This is a genomic window from Rossellomorea oryzaecorticis, assembly GCF_038405515.1.
In the GTDB taxonomy this organism is placed as follows: domain Bacteria; phylum Bacillota; class Bacilli; order Bacillales; family Bacillaceae_B; genus Rossellomorea; species Rossellomorea oryzaecorticis_A.
The window spans coordinates 11,671-26,933 of the sequence record NZ_JBBYAF010000014.1 but is presented as its reverse complement, the minus strand read 5'-3'; the positions used below and the strand labels follow the sequence as shown (position 1 = coordinate 26,933).

Sequence of the window (15,263 nt, the reverse complement as noted above, 5' to 3'; positions counted from 1 at the left end):
CTTTAAGGGGTTCTCTCTTGTTTTTTTTGAAAGGGAAAAGTAAAATATAGATGTCAGACTTCTGACGTGAATCTTGTTCGATTGATTCGTCAGGGATGGGGGTAACATACGTTTAAGGACTCAAAATGTAACCGTTTTTTTGAGCGGCCTGAACCGTTTTCTAATAGAGGTTTAACAGGAGAGTGCAAATTTAGCAGCAATAATAGGAGGATTTTGAATGAGTAACTATACATATAAAAGAGTTCACTTGATTGTAATGGATTCAGTTGGTATCGGGGAAGCTCCAGATGCTAAACTGTTTAACGATGAAGGTACAGACACTCTTGGACATATCGCTGACCATATGAATGGCTTGAAAATGCCGAACATGGCAAAATTAGGACTCTCAAATATCAAGGAAGTAAAAGGAGTGGAAAAAGCAGCTTCTCCACTCGCTTATTTCACGAAAATGCAGGAGTCGTCTGTCGGGAAAGATACAATGACAGGTCATTGGGAGATCATGGGACTTCATATAGATACTCCATTTAAGACGTATCCCGATGGCTTTCCTGAGAAATTGATTCAAAAGCTTGAGGCGGAAACCGGCAGAACGGTGATTGGAAACAAACCTGCAAGCGGCACGGCCATCATTGAAGAGCTAGGAAAAGAGCATATGGAAACAGGGGCGCTGATTGTCTACACATCCGCAGATCCTGTTCTGCAAATAGCAGCACATGAAGACGTTATACCAATCGAAGAACAGTACAAAATATGCGAAATTGCACGAGAAATTACAATGGATGAAGAATTCCTCGTCGGACGTGTCATTGCCCGTCCGTTTACAGGAGAGCCGGGAAGCTTTAAGCGTACATCCAACCGCCATGACTATGCATTGAAGCCATTTAACCGCACAGTAATGAACGAATTGAAGGATGCCGGGTTCGATGTCATTGCAATCGGGAAGATTTCGGATATCTATAATGGTGAAGGTGTAACGAAATCGATTCGCACGAAACATAATATGGACGGGATGGATGGATTCATAAAGACGTTCGATGAGTCCTTTACAGGTCTCAGCTTCTTGAATCTGGTCGACTTCGACGCACTGTACGGCCACCGCCGAGATCCAGGAGGATATGGAAAAGCGCTTGAAGAATTCGATGCCCGTCTTCCGGAAGTTTTTGAAAAAATGACAGAAGATGATCTTCTCCTCATCACTGCCGATCATGGGAATGATCCGACAGCACCCGGAACCGATCATACAAGAGAATATGTACCTCTTCTGGCTTACTCTAAGCGGTTCAACGAAGGAAATGAGCTTCCGGTAAGAGAAACATTTGCAGATATCGGGGCTACGGTAGCGGATAACTTCAATGTAGATATGCCTAAATTCGGAAAGAGCTTTCTATCACAATTGAAATAATGATAAAACAATAGGCTGTTTATAACGAAAGAGCAAACAGTAAAAGGGATGAATGGAAACTGCAGGTTCTCCATCTCATCTCCTCTTTCTGTTTAGTCTAATAAAAGGGAGTCAATAAATATGATGAATTTTGAAAATATACAAAATGCTGCTAATCATTTAAAAAATCAATACACAGGGCAACCCCGGATCGGTTTGATCCTGGGATCTGGATTGGGTGTGCTTGCGGATGAAATACAAAATGCCGTGAAAATCCCTTATAAAGAAATACCGGACTTCCCTGTATCCACAGTGGCCGGTCATGCGGGGCAGCTGGTGTTCGGACAATTATCAGGACAGGAAGTCGTTGCAATGCAGGGACGGTTCCATTACTACGAAGGATATGGTTTCGATAAGGTAACTTTCCCGGTTCGCGTCATGAAAGAACTTGGAGTGGAAGTCCTCATCGTAACCAATGCGGCAGGCGGAGTGAATGAGAAGTTCGAAGCGGGAGATCTGATGTTAATTTCCGATCATATTAATAATATGGGAGGAAACCCTTTAATCGGAGCGAATGATTCCCGTCTTGGACCAAGGTTTCCTGACATGTCTCAGGCATATGATAAAGAACTGCGTCAAAAAGCCAGAGATATCGCCGCTGAACTTTCCCTGAAGATTCAAGAAGGAGTATATGTAGGGAATACCGGTCCTGTATATGAGACACCGGCAGAAGTAAGGCTTGCCCGTACATTAGGCGGAGACGCCGTAGGGATGTCTACGGTTCCAGAAGTCATTGTTGCCCGTCACGCGGGTATTAGAGTACTTGGAATTTCCTGCATTTCAAATATGGCAGCAGGAATATTGGATCAGCCCCTTTCACATGATGAAGTAATCGAAACAACTGAAATGGTTCGTGCTAACTTCCTGTCATATGTAAAGGAAATTGTTAAGTCTATCTGATTGTCCCTGTTTGCTGAAAACGGGAGCTGCTTAAAATTTATAGAAGTTGGTGAATGGAAATGAGAATGGTAGATCTAATCGAAAAAAAGCGTGAAGGAAAAGAACTGACAACCGAAGAAATCAAATATATCATTGATGGCTACACAGATGGATCAATCCCGGATTATCAGGTAAGTGCCCTGACGATGGCGATCTTCTTCAAGGATATGAGTGAAAGGGAACGTGCTGATTTAACAATGGCGATGGTAGAGTCCGGAGATCAAATTGATTTATCGGCAATCGAAGGTATTAAAGTCGATAAACACTCAACGGGCGGTGTTGGAGATACGACCACTCTTGTGCTTGGACCTTTAGTGGCATCTGTAGGTGTTCCTGTCGCTAAAATGAGTGGGAGAGGACTCGGACATACCGGCGGGACCATTGACAAACTTGAGGCAGTCGAAGGTTTTCATGTAGAAATCGAAAATGATGAATTCATACGATTAGTCAATAAAAATAAGCTGGCCGTTATTGGACAAAGCGGAAATCTGACGCCGGCGGATAAAAAGCTCTACTCATTACGTGACGTAACAGCGACTGTTAACTCTATCCCGCTCATTGCAAGTTCCATCATGAGTAAGAAAATCGCTGCAGGAGCTGACGCGATTGTCCTTGATGTCAAGACGGGTGCGGGTGCATTCATGAAGACACTTGAGGATTCAAAAAACCTTGCCAAAGCGATGGTCAGCATCGGAAATAATGTCGGAAGAAAAACAATGGCAGTCATTTCTGACATGAGCCAGCCGCTTGGATTTGCTATCGGGAACGCTTTAGAAGTGAAAGAAGCGATTGACACCTTGAAAGGCAAAGGTCCGGAAGATTTAACTGAACTATGCTTAACACTTGGAAGTCATATGGTGTATCTGGCAGAAAAAGCTTCATCACTATCAGAAGCAAGAGAATTATTGCAAAAAGCAATTGAAGACGGTTCTGCACTTGAAAACTTCAAAGTATTCCTTGAGTCTCAAGGAGGGGATGCTTCGGTCGTTGATGACCCATCCAAGCTGCCTCAAGCTCAGTACAAAGTAGAACTCGGGGCCAAGGAAGATGGCTATGTATCAGAAATCATCGCTGATTCAGTAGGGACTGCCGCTATGTGGCTTGGCGCGGGAAGAGCAACGAAGGATTCTGTTATCGACCTGGCAGTAGGCCTTGAACTACGCAAGAAAATCGGGGATGAAGTTAAAGCTGGAGAATCTCTTGCTACCATTTACAGTAATCAGGAAGACATTGAAGATGTGAAAAACAAATTATATGAAAGCATCAAGATCTCTTCAGAAAAAGTGGATGCACCGACGTTGATCCATACTGAAATCACAAATTAATTAGTAGAATTAAAAGCCCTCTGTGAAAGGATTCGTCCTTTTGCAGAGGCTTTTTTGTTTAAGGTAATAACGCGAATATTCAAGTTTTGAAATGATTCCGTTTTTCAACATATATACATAGATAATTTTACAATTTAATTGTATAAAAATGGTTTCGATGGAAAAAATGGTTCTATAAGTATTGATTAAAATGAGAGATTTTGATTGGAGGACATTTAAATGAAACGTGTTATATGTATAATGGCAGCATTTTTTCTTATAGTTTCTCTATTCCCTTCGCTTGGTTTTGCCCAGGAGAATAAGTCTCAACTCGCTGAGGCAGCAAAGTCAGCTATATTAATTGAACGGGATACAGGAGCAGTTCTGTATGAAAAGAATAGTCATGAGAAATTAGCACCTGCGTCGATGACGAAAATCATGACCATGCTTCTGATCATGGAGGCCCTGGAGAAAGGTCAAATCAAATGGGATGACGAGGTTCGGACAAGCGAATACGCTGCTTCAATGGGGGGGTCACAGATATTCCTTGAGCCGGGGGAATCCATGACTGTCAAGGAGATGCTTACAGGTATTGCGATCGGATCTGCAAACGATGCATCTGTGGCCATGGCTGAACATATTGCCGGAAGTGAAGAAGCATTCGTAGGGAAGATGAATAAAAGAGCGGAAGAGATCGGATTGAAGGATACACAATTCCAAAATCCGACCGGCCTGCCTGCCAAGGATCATTACAGCTCGGCCCATGATATGAGCATGATGGCGAAAGAGTTACTGAAATATAATGAAATCACCAAGTTTACCGGCACTTATGAGTCTTACCTGCGTGAAAATACTGAGAATAAATTCTGGCTGGTTAATACGAATAAGCTGGTTCGGTTTTATGACGGAGTGGACGGGTTAAAAACCGGTTTCACGAATGAAGCGAAATATTGTTTAACGGCAACCGCCAAAAAAGGAAATATGAGAGTCATTGCAGTCGTATTCGGAGCCAGCACTCCGAAAGAGCGGAACAGTGAAGTGACCAAAATGCTTGATTATGCATTCAATCAATATCAAACGAAACCTATGTTCAAAAAAGGGGATCCGCTTTCTCAGGTGAAGGTGTCCAAAGGGCAAGAAAGTAAGGTCCAGGCTATAACGGACGAGCCAATCTCCATTCTTTCCAAAAAAGGGGAAAAGCTTGATAAGGTCGAGCAAAAAGTAACACTTTCTAAAGACTTAAAAGCTCCAATTAAAAAAGGCGATAAGGTAGGAACACTGGTGATCAAGAATAATGGAAAAAAAGTTCTTGAAAGTGATCTTGTTGCAAAACAGGATGTAAGTGAAGCAAGTTGGTGGCAGTTATACAAGCGGTCATTCGGGATGTTTTCTAAAGTCGGCAACTGATCCATAAAAATTAACACACATTATGGCGAATTTCTTCTAGTTTTGTCAGGGAGAAGGATATCGGCATCATTATAGCGAAATGACTCACTATACGACAGAGAAGGAGGCTTTCTGATAGTGAGTCTTGCTATTAACCTTGAAGTGAAAAAAGATGTTTTGTGTATACGTCTGAGTGGAGAATTGGATCATCATACGGCAGAAGAATTAAGAGAAGAATCTTCAAAACTTATCGAGAGCGAAAATATCAAGCATATCATTCTGAACTTGGAGGAACTGGGCTTCATGGACAGCTCAGGGCTGGGCGTCATTTTAGGGCGATATAAGCAAATCAAACAAAAGCACGGAGAAATGGTGGTTTGCGCGATTTCCCCTGCAGTCAACCGATTATTTGAAATGTCAGGGTTGTTTAAGATCATCCGTCTTGAACCTTCCGAAGAAAATGCATTACAAAGATTGGGGGTCGCCTGAACATGAGAAATGAAATGAACATTCAATTTAGTTCCCTGAGCCAAAATGAGTCATTTGCCCGGGTCACTGTTGCATCGTTTATCGCTCAGTTAGATCCGACAATGGATGAATTGACGGAAATCAAAACAGTTGTTTCTGAAGCTGTCACGAATGCCATCATCCACGGGTATGAAAACAATCCCAATGGCATTGTGTATATTTCAGTAGTAATGGAAGAGGATGGATTTATCGACATGACGATTCGGGATGAAGGAATCGGCATTGGAGATGTGGAAGAAGCCAGACAGCCTTTATATACGTCAAAGCCCGAGCTTGAGCGATCAGGAATGGGTTTTACCATAATGGAAAATTTCATGGACGAGGTAGAAGTGTCATCACACCCGGGGACAGGCACCACTGTAAGACTGAAAAAGCACTTGACCAATAGTAAAGCGCTATGCAATTAAGGAGTCGTGCCTATGGATGTCGAAGTGAAAAATGAAAAATCCCAGCCATTTTTGAAAGATCATGAAGTAAAGGAACTCATTAAGAAAAGCCAAGCAGGGGACCAATCTGCCAGGGATACCATCGTGCAGAAAAATATGAGACTTGTGTGGTCCGTGGTTCAGCGCTTTCTTAATCGGGGATATGAACCCGATGATCTGTTTCAAATAGGCTGTATCGGGCTGCTGAAATCAGTGGATAAGTTTGACTTAAGCTATGATGTGAAATTCTCTACCTATGCTGTGCCGATGATCATTGGCGAGATCCAGCGATTCATCAGGGACGATGGCACAGTTAAGGTAAGTCGTTCCCTAAAAGAAATGGGAAATAAAATCAGGAAAGCGAAAGATGAGCTTTCCAAGAAATTCGGAAGGGTGCCGACTGTAAGTGAACTGGCCGAACACCTCGAATATTCGGTGGAAGAAGTCATCATGGCCCAGGAAGCAAGCAGGGCACCGTCATCCATTCATGAAACGGTCTACGAAAATGATGGAGATCCCATCACTTTATTGGATCAGATTGCTGACAATACGGATCATAAGTGGTTTGATAAGATTGCCTTAAAAGAAGCGATACGCGAATTGGATGACAGAGAGCGGCTGATTGTATACTTAAGGTACTACAAAGATCAGACCCAATCAGAAGTTGCCGACCGGCTTGGTATATCACAAGTTCAGGTATCGAGACTTGAAAAGAAAATCCTGCAGACAATGAAGGAACATATGTATACAGAATAAGATATTAGCCTTATCTTTTTTTCTCAAAAATATTTTGGGATAGAAAGGGTAAGGTTATTTTTTTGCTTCAGTATGCGGATTTACGTCTTACATAAATTATTTCCGTTAATCCATACTATTGATACGAGGGAAAAATCATGTTTTCAGGAAGTGAACAGCATGGAAGAAATTGTGTACATTCGGCTGAGGCATCGTGTTCAAGTTAAATCAGAGAGTTTGGTCAATCTCGGTCAATTAGCGCAAATCATCGCCCCTGAAGGTGTGCTTGAAGACTTAAAGCGCATCAACATCCATCAGGTGACGCCTTCTGATAAAAACATTATCGTCATTGATGTAATGACTGTGATCAAAGAGATTTCTGTAAATCATCCTTACTTGGACATCCAGACCATTGGTCCTGTGCAGAGTATCATTGAAGTGATTTATGAGAAAAAAAAGATCTCTCTGCCACTATTTATTGGTGTATGGCTCCTTTTGTTTATAGGTGCTGCAATGGCAATCATGAATTTTCACGAAGATGTCAGTATGAGACAAGTTCATCAGATGCTTTATCATTTCATTACCGGTGAAGAAGACCCGCATCCGCTGCTTTTTCAAATCCCATATTCCTTTGGTCTGGGTCTGGGGATGATCTTATTCTTCAATCATATCTTCCGTAAGAGACTGAATGAAGAACCGAGTCCTTTAGAAGTAGAAATGTTCAATTACCAGCTGGATTTGGATCAGTATGTGATTATGCATGAAAATAAAGAAAGTATGAAGAGATTAGATGACAATTAGTGTAATCCTTACAACGTTCATAGGGTTTGCGGGTGGTTTGGCGGTCGGATCTGGCTTTGTAGCTTTCTTAACAGTACTTGGAATCATTCCAAGGCTTACTCAATTGACCAAAACAATGAAAATGATTCACTACTACGAAATTGCGGTAATAACCGGAGCGCTGACTGGTGGATTTATCAGTTTGAATAATTACACGATGCATATAAGTCCATTTGTACTGGTGCCAATCGGTTTGGCCAGCGGGATTTTTATCGGACTTTTGGCAGCTGCATTAACTGAAGTCCTGAATGTTTTTCCGATCCTTGCCAAGAGGATTGGAATTGAAGGTAAAATTGTCATACTGATCATGGCCATTGTATTTGGTAAGATATTCGGCTCCCTCTTTCATTGGCTGTATCTGGTTTATCAATAAATCGTTTGAGGCAGGGGTTTTTTTATGAGTGAAAGAAGAAAAGTGGTTCTGATAACAGATGGAGATGAATACGCGAAAAAAGCAATCGAGAGGGTCGCAAAAGATTATGGAGGACGCTGTATCTCAAGTTCTAAGGGGAATCCGTCTGTACTGCCAGGACCTGAAATTGTGAAACTCATAAAAAAAGCAAAGAATGACCCGGTCTTTGTCATGTTTGATGATAGTGGATTTATAGGTGAAGGCGCGGGTGAAACAGCATTGAAATATGTTGCCAATCACTCAGACATCGAAGTCCTCGGTATCATCGCTGTTGCGAGTAAAACGCGGCAGGCAGAATGGACCAGGGTGGATGTCTGTATTGATAAGTTTGGAGAATTAACGCCTTATGGAGTAGACAAGTTTGGTGTACCTGAGCTTGAAATAGGAAGAATGAATGGGGACACCGTTTATTGCTTGGACGAATTGGACGTCCCCGTCATTGTTGGTATTGGTGATATAGGAAAAATGGCGAAAAGAGACGATTACTCACAAGGAGCTCCCATTACAAAAAAAGCGGTGGAAATCATCTTAGAAAGGAGCGGTTATCATGCCTGAAATCAAAAAAACGCCCATTCCAAAGGATGTGGCTGTTTTAGAAGAGTATATGCAAAAGAACGTAGGCTTGAATAAAAGCTTCGACCTTGGCGTCAGAAAATTAAAGATTCTTAAGAAAAATGTTCATTTCTACTATATCAACGGCTTGACAGATGCAGGGTATATCATAGAACTTGTCGAAGAACTTGTTGCCATCAACGATAATGAGCGCCTCTCCACACATTTATTTGATATTGTTCATAACCGGCTGGTTCATCAGTCGGTGGAACCGGTAAATACAATAGAAGAAGCGGTTGATGAAGTATTATCAGGCTTGATCGCTGTAGTGGTTGAAGGGTATACAGAAGCGTTGATTGTTGATGTAAGAAGTTATCCCGGCCGTCAGCCGATGGAACCGGATACTGAAAAGGTAGTTCGTGGATCACGGGACGGTTATGTAGAAAATATCATCATAAATACGGCATTAACAAGACGCAGAATCAGGGATCCGAGACTGAGATTCGAAATCTTCCGCATCGGGGAACGTTCGAAAACAGATATATCCATTGCTTATATTGATGACGTTGCAAATCCGAGTCTGATCGAAGTCATCAAAAAAGAGCTCAAGAGCATCAAAATTGACGGCTTGACAATGGCGGATAAAACGGTAGAAGAGTTCCTTGTGAAGCAGGGGTATAACCCATACCCTCTTGTACGCTACACAGAGAGGGCGGATGTGGCGGCCACTCACTTATTAGAGGGGCATGTACTCATTTTCGTTGATACATCCCCAAGTGTCATCATCACTCCCACTACTTACTTTCATCACCTTCAGCATGCGGAAGAATACAGGCAGTCACCAGCTGTCGGGACATTTGTAAAGTGGACGAGATTTCTGGGGCTGCTGGCGTCGCTGTTTCTTTTACCTCTTTGGTATTTATTCGTTCTTGACCCGGCATTGCTGCCAAAGGGACTTGAATTTATCGGGCCGAACGAACAGACGAATATCCCGATCATCGCTCAGTTATTCATTGCGGACATTGGAGTGGAGATGTTCAGGATAGCCGCCATTCACACTCCTACACCGCTATCCACTGCCATGGGTTTGATTGCAGCGGTATTAATCGGACAAATAGCCATCGATGTCGGCTTGTTTCAGCCAGAGGTTATCCTTTACGTGGCTGTGGCTTCTATCGGTACATTTGCTACACCCAGCTATGAATTAAGTGTGGCCAATAAAATGGCAAGGCTGCTGCTCCTTATAGCTGTAGCATTCTTCCATATTCCGGGACTTGTCATCGGCTGTACACTTTATATCCTGTTTATTACGAATATCAAATCGCTTAATACACCGTACTTATGGCCATTGATCCCGTTCAGTCCGAAAGCGTTCGTCCAGATTCTCATCAGACGGTCAATGCCGGGTGCAAAGATTCGTCCGAGTATCGTACAGCCGCGCAATAAATATAAGCAGCCGGCTAAATCTTAAGAATATTGCAACACCTCTTGATCTGTGTTAAATTACTTTTAATTAGTGGGCTTGTTAAAAACATATATTATTGATTTAGACCGTCTCTAGCTGTTGATTGGAGTGCAAGAGTGCAAGACGAAGACTCCTGCGGGAGAAGTGGCCAATGTGAGACCTGTCTAGCTCTGGGGCTTAGAGGACATGTCTCAGTCAAACCGACCAAGAAGGCAAAGAACGCCTTCGTGGTCGATTCGCCTTATGCCACACGCCTCTGAGCAAAGCCCCTCCGCTTTTCTATCCCGCAGGAGCGCAGCGACGAGGAGGCTCACGGGTCACCCGCGGAAAGCGAAGTTTTGCACGGAAATCAACAGCGGTGTTTAACAGGTCCAATCAACATAGGATCAAAGAGGGGAATGAGTCGTTACATGCATCTTCATGGTACAGCAGTGATAAATGATAAAGGACATTTAATGATAGGCGGAGTCAGTACAATCGATATGGTTAAACAGTACGGCACCCCCCTTTATGTCTATGATACAGCCTTAATAAGGGAAAGAGCGAGAGGGTTTAAAGAGACGTTTCAGGAATTGGGTGTAAAAGCGGAAGTAGCATATGCCAGCAAAGCATTTTCAAGCATTGCGATTTTCCAATTAATGAAGGAAGAAGGATTGTCGCTGGATGTTGTATCGGGCGGGGAGCTGTATACGGCCTTGAAGGCAGAATTCCCTTCAGAAAGAATTCATTTTAACGGAAATAATAAGTCACGGGACGAACTCTTGATGGCCGTGAAAAATAATATTGGCTGTATCGTAGTAGATAATTTCCACGAACTTCGTCTCATTTCTGGAATCACAGGTGAAATGAAGCAGCATGTAAAAGTGCTATTGAGGGTGACTCCCGGCATTGAAGCCCACACGCATGATTATATTTTGACGGGACAGGAAGATTCAAAATTCGGATTTGATTTGCAGAATGGCCAGGCAGAAGAAGCCATGAAGCAGTCACTTGAATCAGAGTACATAGATCTATTGGGGCTTCATTGTCACATCGGGTCTCAAATCTTTGAAACCACAGGCTTCAACCTTGCTGCAAAGAAAATCATCGAAAAGGTTGCAGAGTGGAAATCGGCCTATGGATTTATCCCTCGGGTCATTAATCTTGGAGGGGGATTTGGCATTCGTTATACACAAGAGGATGACCCGATACCACCGGGGCAATACGTGAAGGAAATGATTAATGCAGTTAAAGGAGAAACAGCCAGATTTGGTCTGGAAATGCCTGAAATCTGGATAGAACCCGGACGTTCGCTTGTTGGTGATGCCGGAACAAGCTTATATACAATCGGATCAAGTAAAGAGGTTCCCAATATCCGTAAGTATCTTGCGGTGGATGGCGGTATGAGTGATAACATCCGTCCGGCTTTATATAGTGCCAAATATGAAGCCGTCATCGCCAATAAGGCTGGTGCAGATCCGCAGGAGACAGTATCCATTGCAGGTAAATGTTGTGAATCAGGTGATATGCTCATTTGGGATCTGCCTCTGCCGGAGTCTGAAGCGGGAGATATTCTGGCCGTATTCTGCACGGGTGCATATGGATACTCAATGGCAAACAACTACAACCGCATCCCCCGTCCCCCAGTCGTATTCACCGAGAATGGCAAGTCAAAACTCGTCATACGCCGCGAAACCTACGACGACCTGATCACACTCGACCAATTACTGACTTAATAAGCAAAAGCAGTTTGAAAGTGATGCGATTACTTTCAAACTGCTTATTTTATTTATTCAATAATGAGCATCAATTTAGACTGGTTTAATTAAAGATATTGTTTGGCAAAGATTGTACGATTGAAATGTTTTAAATGGTTCTAGCTGTTGATTGGAGTGCAAGACGAAGACTCCTGCAGCTAGACATGTGAGACCCCACAGGGAGGTACGACCGAGGAGGCTCACGGGCTGCCCGCGGAAAGCGAAGTCTTGCACGGAAATCAACAGCGGTGTTAAAAGAGCCTATCAATTTCATATACGGAAGAAAGAGCATTGGACTGTGGGACTTTCATTATTTCTTTATTTTATATACAATAAACAAGGTATACATATCAACTTAGTGAAGGTGAAAGTAATAATGAAGCTGAATAATGGGATGCTGTTCTTAATATTATTGGTCCTTGGCCTCTTGGGAGGAATCCTTTACTGGTTTGTGCTCGCCGCTAACTAGTGAAAATTAGGTTGAATAAACAAATTAAGTTTAGTAAGATATATAAACATTCTTCTTATTGACGTGATTTAATTCTTGAGTGGAAATCAATCTATTATTGATTTAAAAATTATTGTTTTTGTCTATAATGTTGATAAAAGCCATTATAGGTATAAAACGTAACGAGGGGTAATTATGTTAATTCGGTATAAAAAGGCATTTGAAAAGATTGCAATGGGCCTATTATCTTTCATGCCAAATGAAAAAGATTTGAAAAAGCTTCAACACACAATGAAACAATATGAAACGGAAGATAATTGGCAGCTTTTTTTATGGAAAGAAGAGGATATTGTCGGATTAATCGGAGTGTATAAAACTGACAGCACTTTGGAGGTTCAGCATATATCGGTTAACCCTTCACATCGTCATGAAGGCATCGGGAAATCAATGGTAAAACAGTTGAAAGAAATGTATTCGGAGCTAACGGTCAAACCGAATTCGGACACGGCTTCTTTTTTCGAAAGATGCGATGAAGAAAATATCGTTTAAAGATAAAGTAAGAGACTAACCAGCAGCGTCATCACACTAGGTTAGTCTCTTTTTCTTGAGCGCATTCAGCCTTTCGGTTATCACCGGGGTGCGGTCCCTCATAGAATGCCGGTGGATGAGCTCCTTATTTGACAGGTCACTTGGCATACACCATTTATAACCTTCTTTCTCGCACAGCTGTTCGGCTTTTGTTAAGAGTGCGGGATCTTTTATTGGAAGGTCGAGGCTGTTGTATGGCAGCTGTCCATCGATATCGTTTATCGTCTTTTCAAGGGTACGGATCAACGATGAGGGGTTTAATCCCAGTTGGTTAAGGACTTCTTGATTTTCTTCTGTGTTTTTTAATGCCTTTGACAGCATTCTCTTTGCCCCATCTACATTGTTTCTTCTGTAATGATATAAACCGACCGCTATTTGGATGAGCCCTACCCAATGAGAGGAACGATTTCCAGGATCGACTTCCTTCCAGTACTCTTCCAATACTTCATGACATTCAAAATAATCACGATTTCCGTGGAAATAGACAAGATATTGAATATACGCTTGAGGATACTCCACAATATCCCTCCTTTTCAACTAGTGTATCATATTCAGTTTGTTCTTTTAAAAGGGCTTTGTCTCTAAATGGTCGTTGCCTAACATCAAATTGATGCAAGCGGTAATTTGCAGCCTTTTTTTTTTTATAAATATATAGTTGATTTTGTGCAGTTCCAGCTTTTGATTTGAGTGCAGGACGAAGACTCCTGCGGGAAAAGCGTGTTAGGTGAGACCTGTCCAGCTCCAGGGCTTAGAGGCACATGTCATAAGTCAAATCAACCAAGAAGGCAAAGGACGCCTTCGTGTCCGATTCGCCTTATGCCACCCGCCTCTGAACAAAGCCCTTCCGCTTTTCTAACCCGCAGGAGCGCATGCGACGAGGAGGCTCACGGGTCGCCCGCGGAAAGCGAAGTCTTGCACGGAAATCAACAGCTGCGTTTCTAGACAGTCTATGATTCAAAAAATTACTATTGGAGATTAGTGTCTAATCTACTATACTTATAGAAGTAGCTCTTAGGAAAGAATGTAATAGAAACTGGTGATATAGTGGAATACAATGTAAAGATCGATGCGTTTGAAGGTCCACTCGATCTTCTTTTGCATCTTATCAATTCTTTGGAAGTCGATATTTATGATATACCGATGGCCCAGATCACGGAGCAATATTTATTATATGTACATACGATGAAAAACCTCCAGCTCGATGTGGCAAGTGAATATCTTGTCATGGCTGCCACGCTCCTTGCCATTAAGAGTAAGATGCTTCTTCCAAAACACGATGAGGGCATTGTGGATGAAGACATAGAATTTGAAGAAGAAGATCCGCGTGATGAACTGGTTGAGAGACTGGTAGAGTACAGGAAATTTAAAGAAGCGGCGAACGAGCTGAAAGCTCGTGAGGAAGAAAGAGGACAAGTCTTTACCAAGCCGCCGAGCGACCTCACGGAGTATACGGATGAAGCGGATTTGAAAAACACAGAAATTCAAGTATCACTATATGATATTCTTGGTGCTTTTCATAAGCTGTTAAGACGCAAAAAAATCCAAAGACCCATTCAGACAAGAATTACAAAGCAGGAAATATCCATAGAGAAACGTATGGATGAAATCTTAGGCAGTTTACGGAATGTTAAGGAAAGAACGCCCTTTACTGCGCTTTTCCCATCTGATGACAAAGAGCATTTAGTGGTGACCTTCCTTGCTGTATTGGAATTAATGAAAAGAAAACAGATTGTCGTGGATCAGGAAGATAATTTCTCGGAAATTTTTGTAGAGTCAAGTGAGGAGGTAGGACTTGTTGGACAACATTAATTGGAAAGGAATCTTGGAAAGTCTGCTTTTTGCAGCGGGAGATGAAGGCCTTTCTTTGAAACAAGTCTGTTCAGTTCTTGAATTGAGTGAAGATGAGGCTAATGACACCCTTCAGGATTTAAAGAAAGACTATGAAGAAAATGAAGATCGTGGCATATACATGACGGAACTTGCTGGTACGTTTCAGCTCGTGACCAAGAAATGTCATGCAGATTATTTAAAGAAACTGGTGGAATCGCCCAGCGTCAGCTCCTTATCGCAGGCTGCACTGGAAACACTCGCAATCATTGCGTATAAACAGCCGATAACGAGGGTGGAGATTGAACAAATAAGAGGTGTCAAAACAGAACGCCCGATTCATACCCTTACCTCAAAAGGCCTTGTGAAGGAAGTTGGTCGAGCGGAAGGGACAGGACGTGCCTATCTGTTTGGCACGACAAAAGAATTCCTGGACTATTTTGGGTTGAACAGTATTGATGAACTGCCGCCGCTTCCTGAAAACATCCAGGAAGATTATGCCGAGGATGAGGCAGACTTGTTTTTTGAAAAGTTCCAGGAAACCATCCATTCAGATGAATAGTAAATGGTAAATGAATGCCCGCAAACACGGAAGGTCCCCGGACCGCCGTGTTTTTTTATTCTTTTTTTGATTGTA

16 protein-coding genes are annotated in these 15,263 nt (G+C 42.4%); 15 read left to right on the top strand and 1 reads right to left on the bottom strand.

Going from position 1 to position 15,263, the window contains the following annotated elements; all coding sequences use genetic code 11:
• Positions 1 to 217: 217 nt before the first annotated feature.
• From deoB to AAEO50_RS08905, 13 genes are all read left to right on the top strand, one after another.
• Entirely contained in the window at positions 218 to 1,402 is a 1,185-nt protein-coding gene (deoB, locus tag AAEO50_RS08965; RefSeq protein WP_341982667.1) for a phosphopentomutase, read from the top strand.
• Positions 1,403 to 1,525: 123 nt separating this feature from the next.
• Positions 1,526 to 2,341, top strand: a complete 816-nt coding sequence (locus AAEO50_RS08960) for a purine-nucleoside phosphorylase (RefSeq protein WP_341982784.1) — start codon at positions 1,526 to 1,528, stop codon at positions 2,339 to 2,341.
• A 59-nt stretch (positions 2,342 to 2,400) separates the two neighbouring features.
• The gene (locus tag AAEO50_RS08955) at positions 2,401 to 3,705 is read left to right on the top strand and encodes a pyrimidine-nucleoside phosphorylase (protein ID WP_341982665.1); all 1,305 of its coding nucleotides are present in this window, start codon (positions 2,401 to 2,403) and stop codon (positions 3,703 to 3,705) included.
• A 219-nt stretch (positions 3,706 to 3,924) separates the two neighbouring features.
• Positions 3,925 to 5,091, top strand: coding sequence for a D-alanyl-D-alanine carboxypeptidase family protein (locus AAEO50_RS08950; RefSeq protein ID WP_341982663.1), 1,167 nt, complete (start codon positions 3,925 to 3,927; stop codon positions 5,089 to 5,091).
• A 117-nt stretch (positions 5,092 to 5,208) separates the two neighbouring features.
• Positions 5,209 to 5,559 (top strand): anti-sigma F factor antagonist, encoded by a 351-nt coding sequence (gene spoIIAA / locus AAEO50_RS08945; RefSeq protein WP_172251397.1) that lies wholly within the window; start codon positions 5,209 to 5,211, stop codon positions 5,557 to 5,559.
• Between the two features lie 2 nt (positions 5,560 to 5,561).
• The gene (gene spoIIAB, locus AAEO50_RS08940; protein WP_341982659.1) at positions 5,562 to 6,005 is read left to right on the top strand and encodes an anti-sigma F factor; all 444 of its coding nucleotides are present in this window, start codon (positions 5,562 to 5,564) and stop codon (positions 6,003 to 6,005) included.
• Positions 6,006 to 6,017: 12 nt separating this feature from the next.
• Positions 6,018 to 6,779 (top strand): RNA polymerase sporulation sigma factor SigF, encoded by a 762-nt coding sequence (sigF, locus tag AAEO50_RS08935; RefSeq protein ID WP_341982657.1) that lies wholly within the window; start codon positions 6,018 to 6,020, stop codon positions 6,777 to 6,779.
• Between the two features lie 159 nt (positions 6,780 to 6,938).
• Entirely contained in the window at positions 6,939 to 7,559 is a 621-nt protein-coding gene (locus tag AAEO50_RS08930) for a stage V sporulation protein AA (RefSeq protein ID WP_341982655.1), read from the top strand.
• Positions 7,549 to 7,971, top strand: a complete 423-nt coding sequence (locus tag AAEO50_RS08925; RefSeq protein WP_341982653.1) for a stage V sporulation protein AB — start codon at positions 7,549 to 7,551, stop codon at positions 7,969 to 7,971. Before AAEO50_RS08930 ends, AAEO50_RS08925 begins: the two co-directional genes overlap by 11 nt.
• A gap of 24 nt (positions 7,972 to 7,995) precedes the next feature.
• On the top strand, positions 7,996 to 8,565 hold the full coding sequence (locus AAEO50_RS08920) for a stage V sporulation protein AE (protein WP_341982651.1): 570 nt from the start codon (positions 7,996 to 7,998) through the stop codon (positions 8,563 to 8,565).
• Positions 8,558 to 10,033 (top strand): spore germination protein, encoded by a 1,476-nt coding sequence (locus tag AAEO50_RS08915; RefSeq protein WP_341982649.1) that lies wholly within the window; start codon positions 8,558 to 8,560, stop codon positions 10,031 to 10,033. Before AAEO50_RS08920 ends, AAEO50_RS08915 begins: the two co-directional genes overlap by 8 nt.
• Positions 10,034 to 10,437: 404 nt before the next feature.
• A complete protein-coding gene (gene lysA / locus AAEO50_RS08910) occupies positions 10,438 to 11,742 on the top strand; it encodes a diaminopimelate decarboxylase (RefSeq protein WP_341982782.1) in 1,305 nt (434 codons plus the stop codon).
• 664 nt (positions 11,743 to 12,406) lie between these two features.
• Entirely contained in the window at positions 12,407 to 12,760 is a 354-nt protein-coding gene (locus tag AAEO50_RS08905) for a GNAT family N-acetyltransferase (protein WP_341982647.1), read from the top strand.
• A 36-nt stretch (positions 12,761 to 12,796) separates the two neighbouring features.
• Here the strand turns inward: AAEO50_RS08905 and AAEO50_RS08900 are convergent, their stop codons facing one another.
• On the bottom strand, positions 12,797 to 13,318 hold the full coding sequence (locus tag AAEO50_RS08900) for a DUF309 domain-containing protein (protein ID WP_341982645.1): 522 nt from the start codon (positions 13,316 to 13,318) through the stop codon (positions 12,797 to 12,799).
• Positions 13,319 to 13,840: 522 nt separating this feature from the next.
• On the opposite strand from AAEO50_RS08900, the gene AAEO50_RS08895 reads away from it, so the two are divergent.
• Together AAEO50_RS08895 and scpB are read left to right on the top strand one after the other, a co-directional pair.
• Positions 13,841 to 14,608, top strand: coding sequence for a segregation/condensation protein A (locus tag AAEO50_RS08895; RefSeq protein ID WP_341982780.1), 768 nt, complete (start codon positions 13,841 to 13,843; stop codon positions 14,606 to 14,608).
• Complete coding sequence (gene scpB / locus AAEO50_RS08890; protein WP_341982643.1) at positions 14,595 to 15,188, top strand: SMC-Scp complex subunit ScpB; 594 nt, start codon at positions 14,595 to 14,597, stop codon at positions 15,186 to 15,188. The genes AAEO50_RS08895 and scpB overlap by 14 nt, the downstream gene beginning before the upstream one ends.
• Positions 15,189 to 15,263 lie beyond the last annotated feature (75 nt).

Excerpts from the sequence above, each read along its gene's own strand:
- deoB (WP_341982667.1), top strand. The coding sequence starts at position 218 with ATGAGTAACTATACATATAAAAGAGTTCACTTGATTGTAATGGATTCA.
- AAEO50_RS08960 (WP_341982784.1), top strand. The coding sequence starts at position 1,526 with ATGAATTTTGAAAATATACAAAATGCTGCTAATCATTTAAAAAATCAA.
- AAEO50_RS08955 (WP_341982665.1), top strand. The coding sequence starts at position 2,401 with ATGAGAATGGTAGATCTAATCGAAAAAAAGCGTGAAGGAAAAGAACTG.
- AAEO50_RS08950 (WP_341982663.1), top strand. The coding sequence starts at position 3,925 with ATGAAACGTGTTATATGTATAATGGCAGCATTTTTTCTTATAGTTTCT.
- spoIIAB (WP_341982659.1), top strand. The coding sequence starts at position 5,562 with ATGAGAAATGAAATGAACATTCAATTTAGTTCCCTGAGCCAAAATGAG.
- sigF (WP_341982657.1), top strand. The coding sequence starts at position 6,018 with ATGGATGTCGAAGTGAAAAATGAAAAATCCCAGCCATTTTTGAAAGAT.
- AAEO50_RS08930 (WP_341982655.1), top strand. The coding sequence starts at position 6,939 with ATGGAAGAAATTGTGTACATTCGGCTGAGGCATCGTGTTCAAGTTAAA.
- AAEO50_RS08925 (WP_341982653.1), top strand. The coding sequence starts at position 7,549 with ATGACAATTAGTGTAATCCTTACAACGTTCATAGGGTTTGCGGGTGGT.
- AAEO50_RS08920 (WP_341982651.1), top strand. The coding sequence starts at position 7,996 with ATGAGTGAAAGAAGAAAAGTGGTTCTGATAACAGATGGAGATGAATAC.
- AAEO50_RS08915 (WP_341982649.1), top strand. The coding sequence starts at position 8,558 with ATGCCTGAAATCAAAAAAACGCCCATTCCAAAGGATGTGGCTGTTTTA.
- lysA (WP_341982782.1), top strand. The coding sequence starts at position 10,438 with ATGCATCTTCATGGTACAGCAGTGATAAATGATAAAGGACATTTAATG.
- AAEO50_RS08905 (WP_341982647.1), top strand. The coding sequence starts at position 12,407 with ATGTTAATTCGGTATAAAAAGGCATTTGAAAAGATTGCAATGGGCCTA.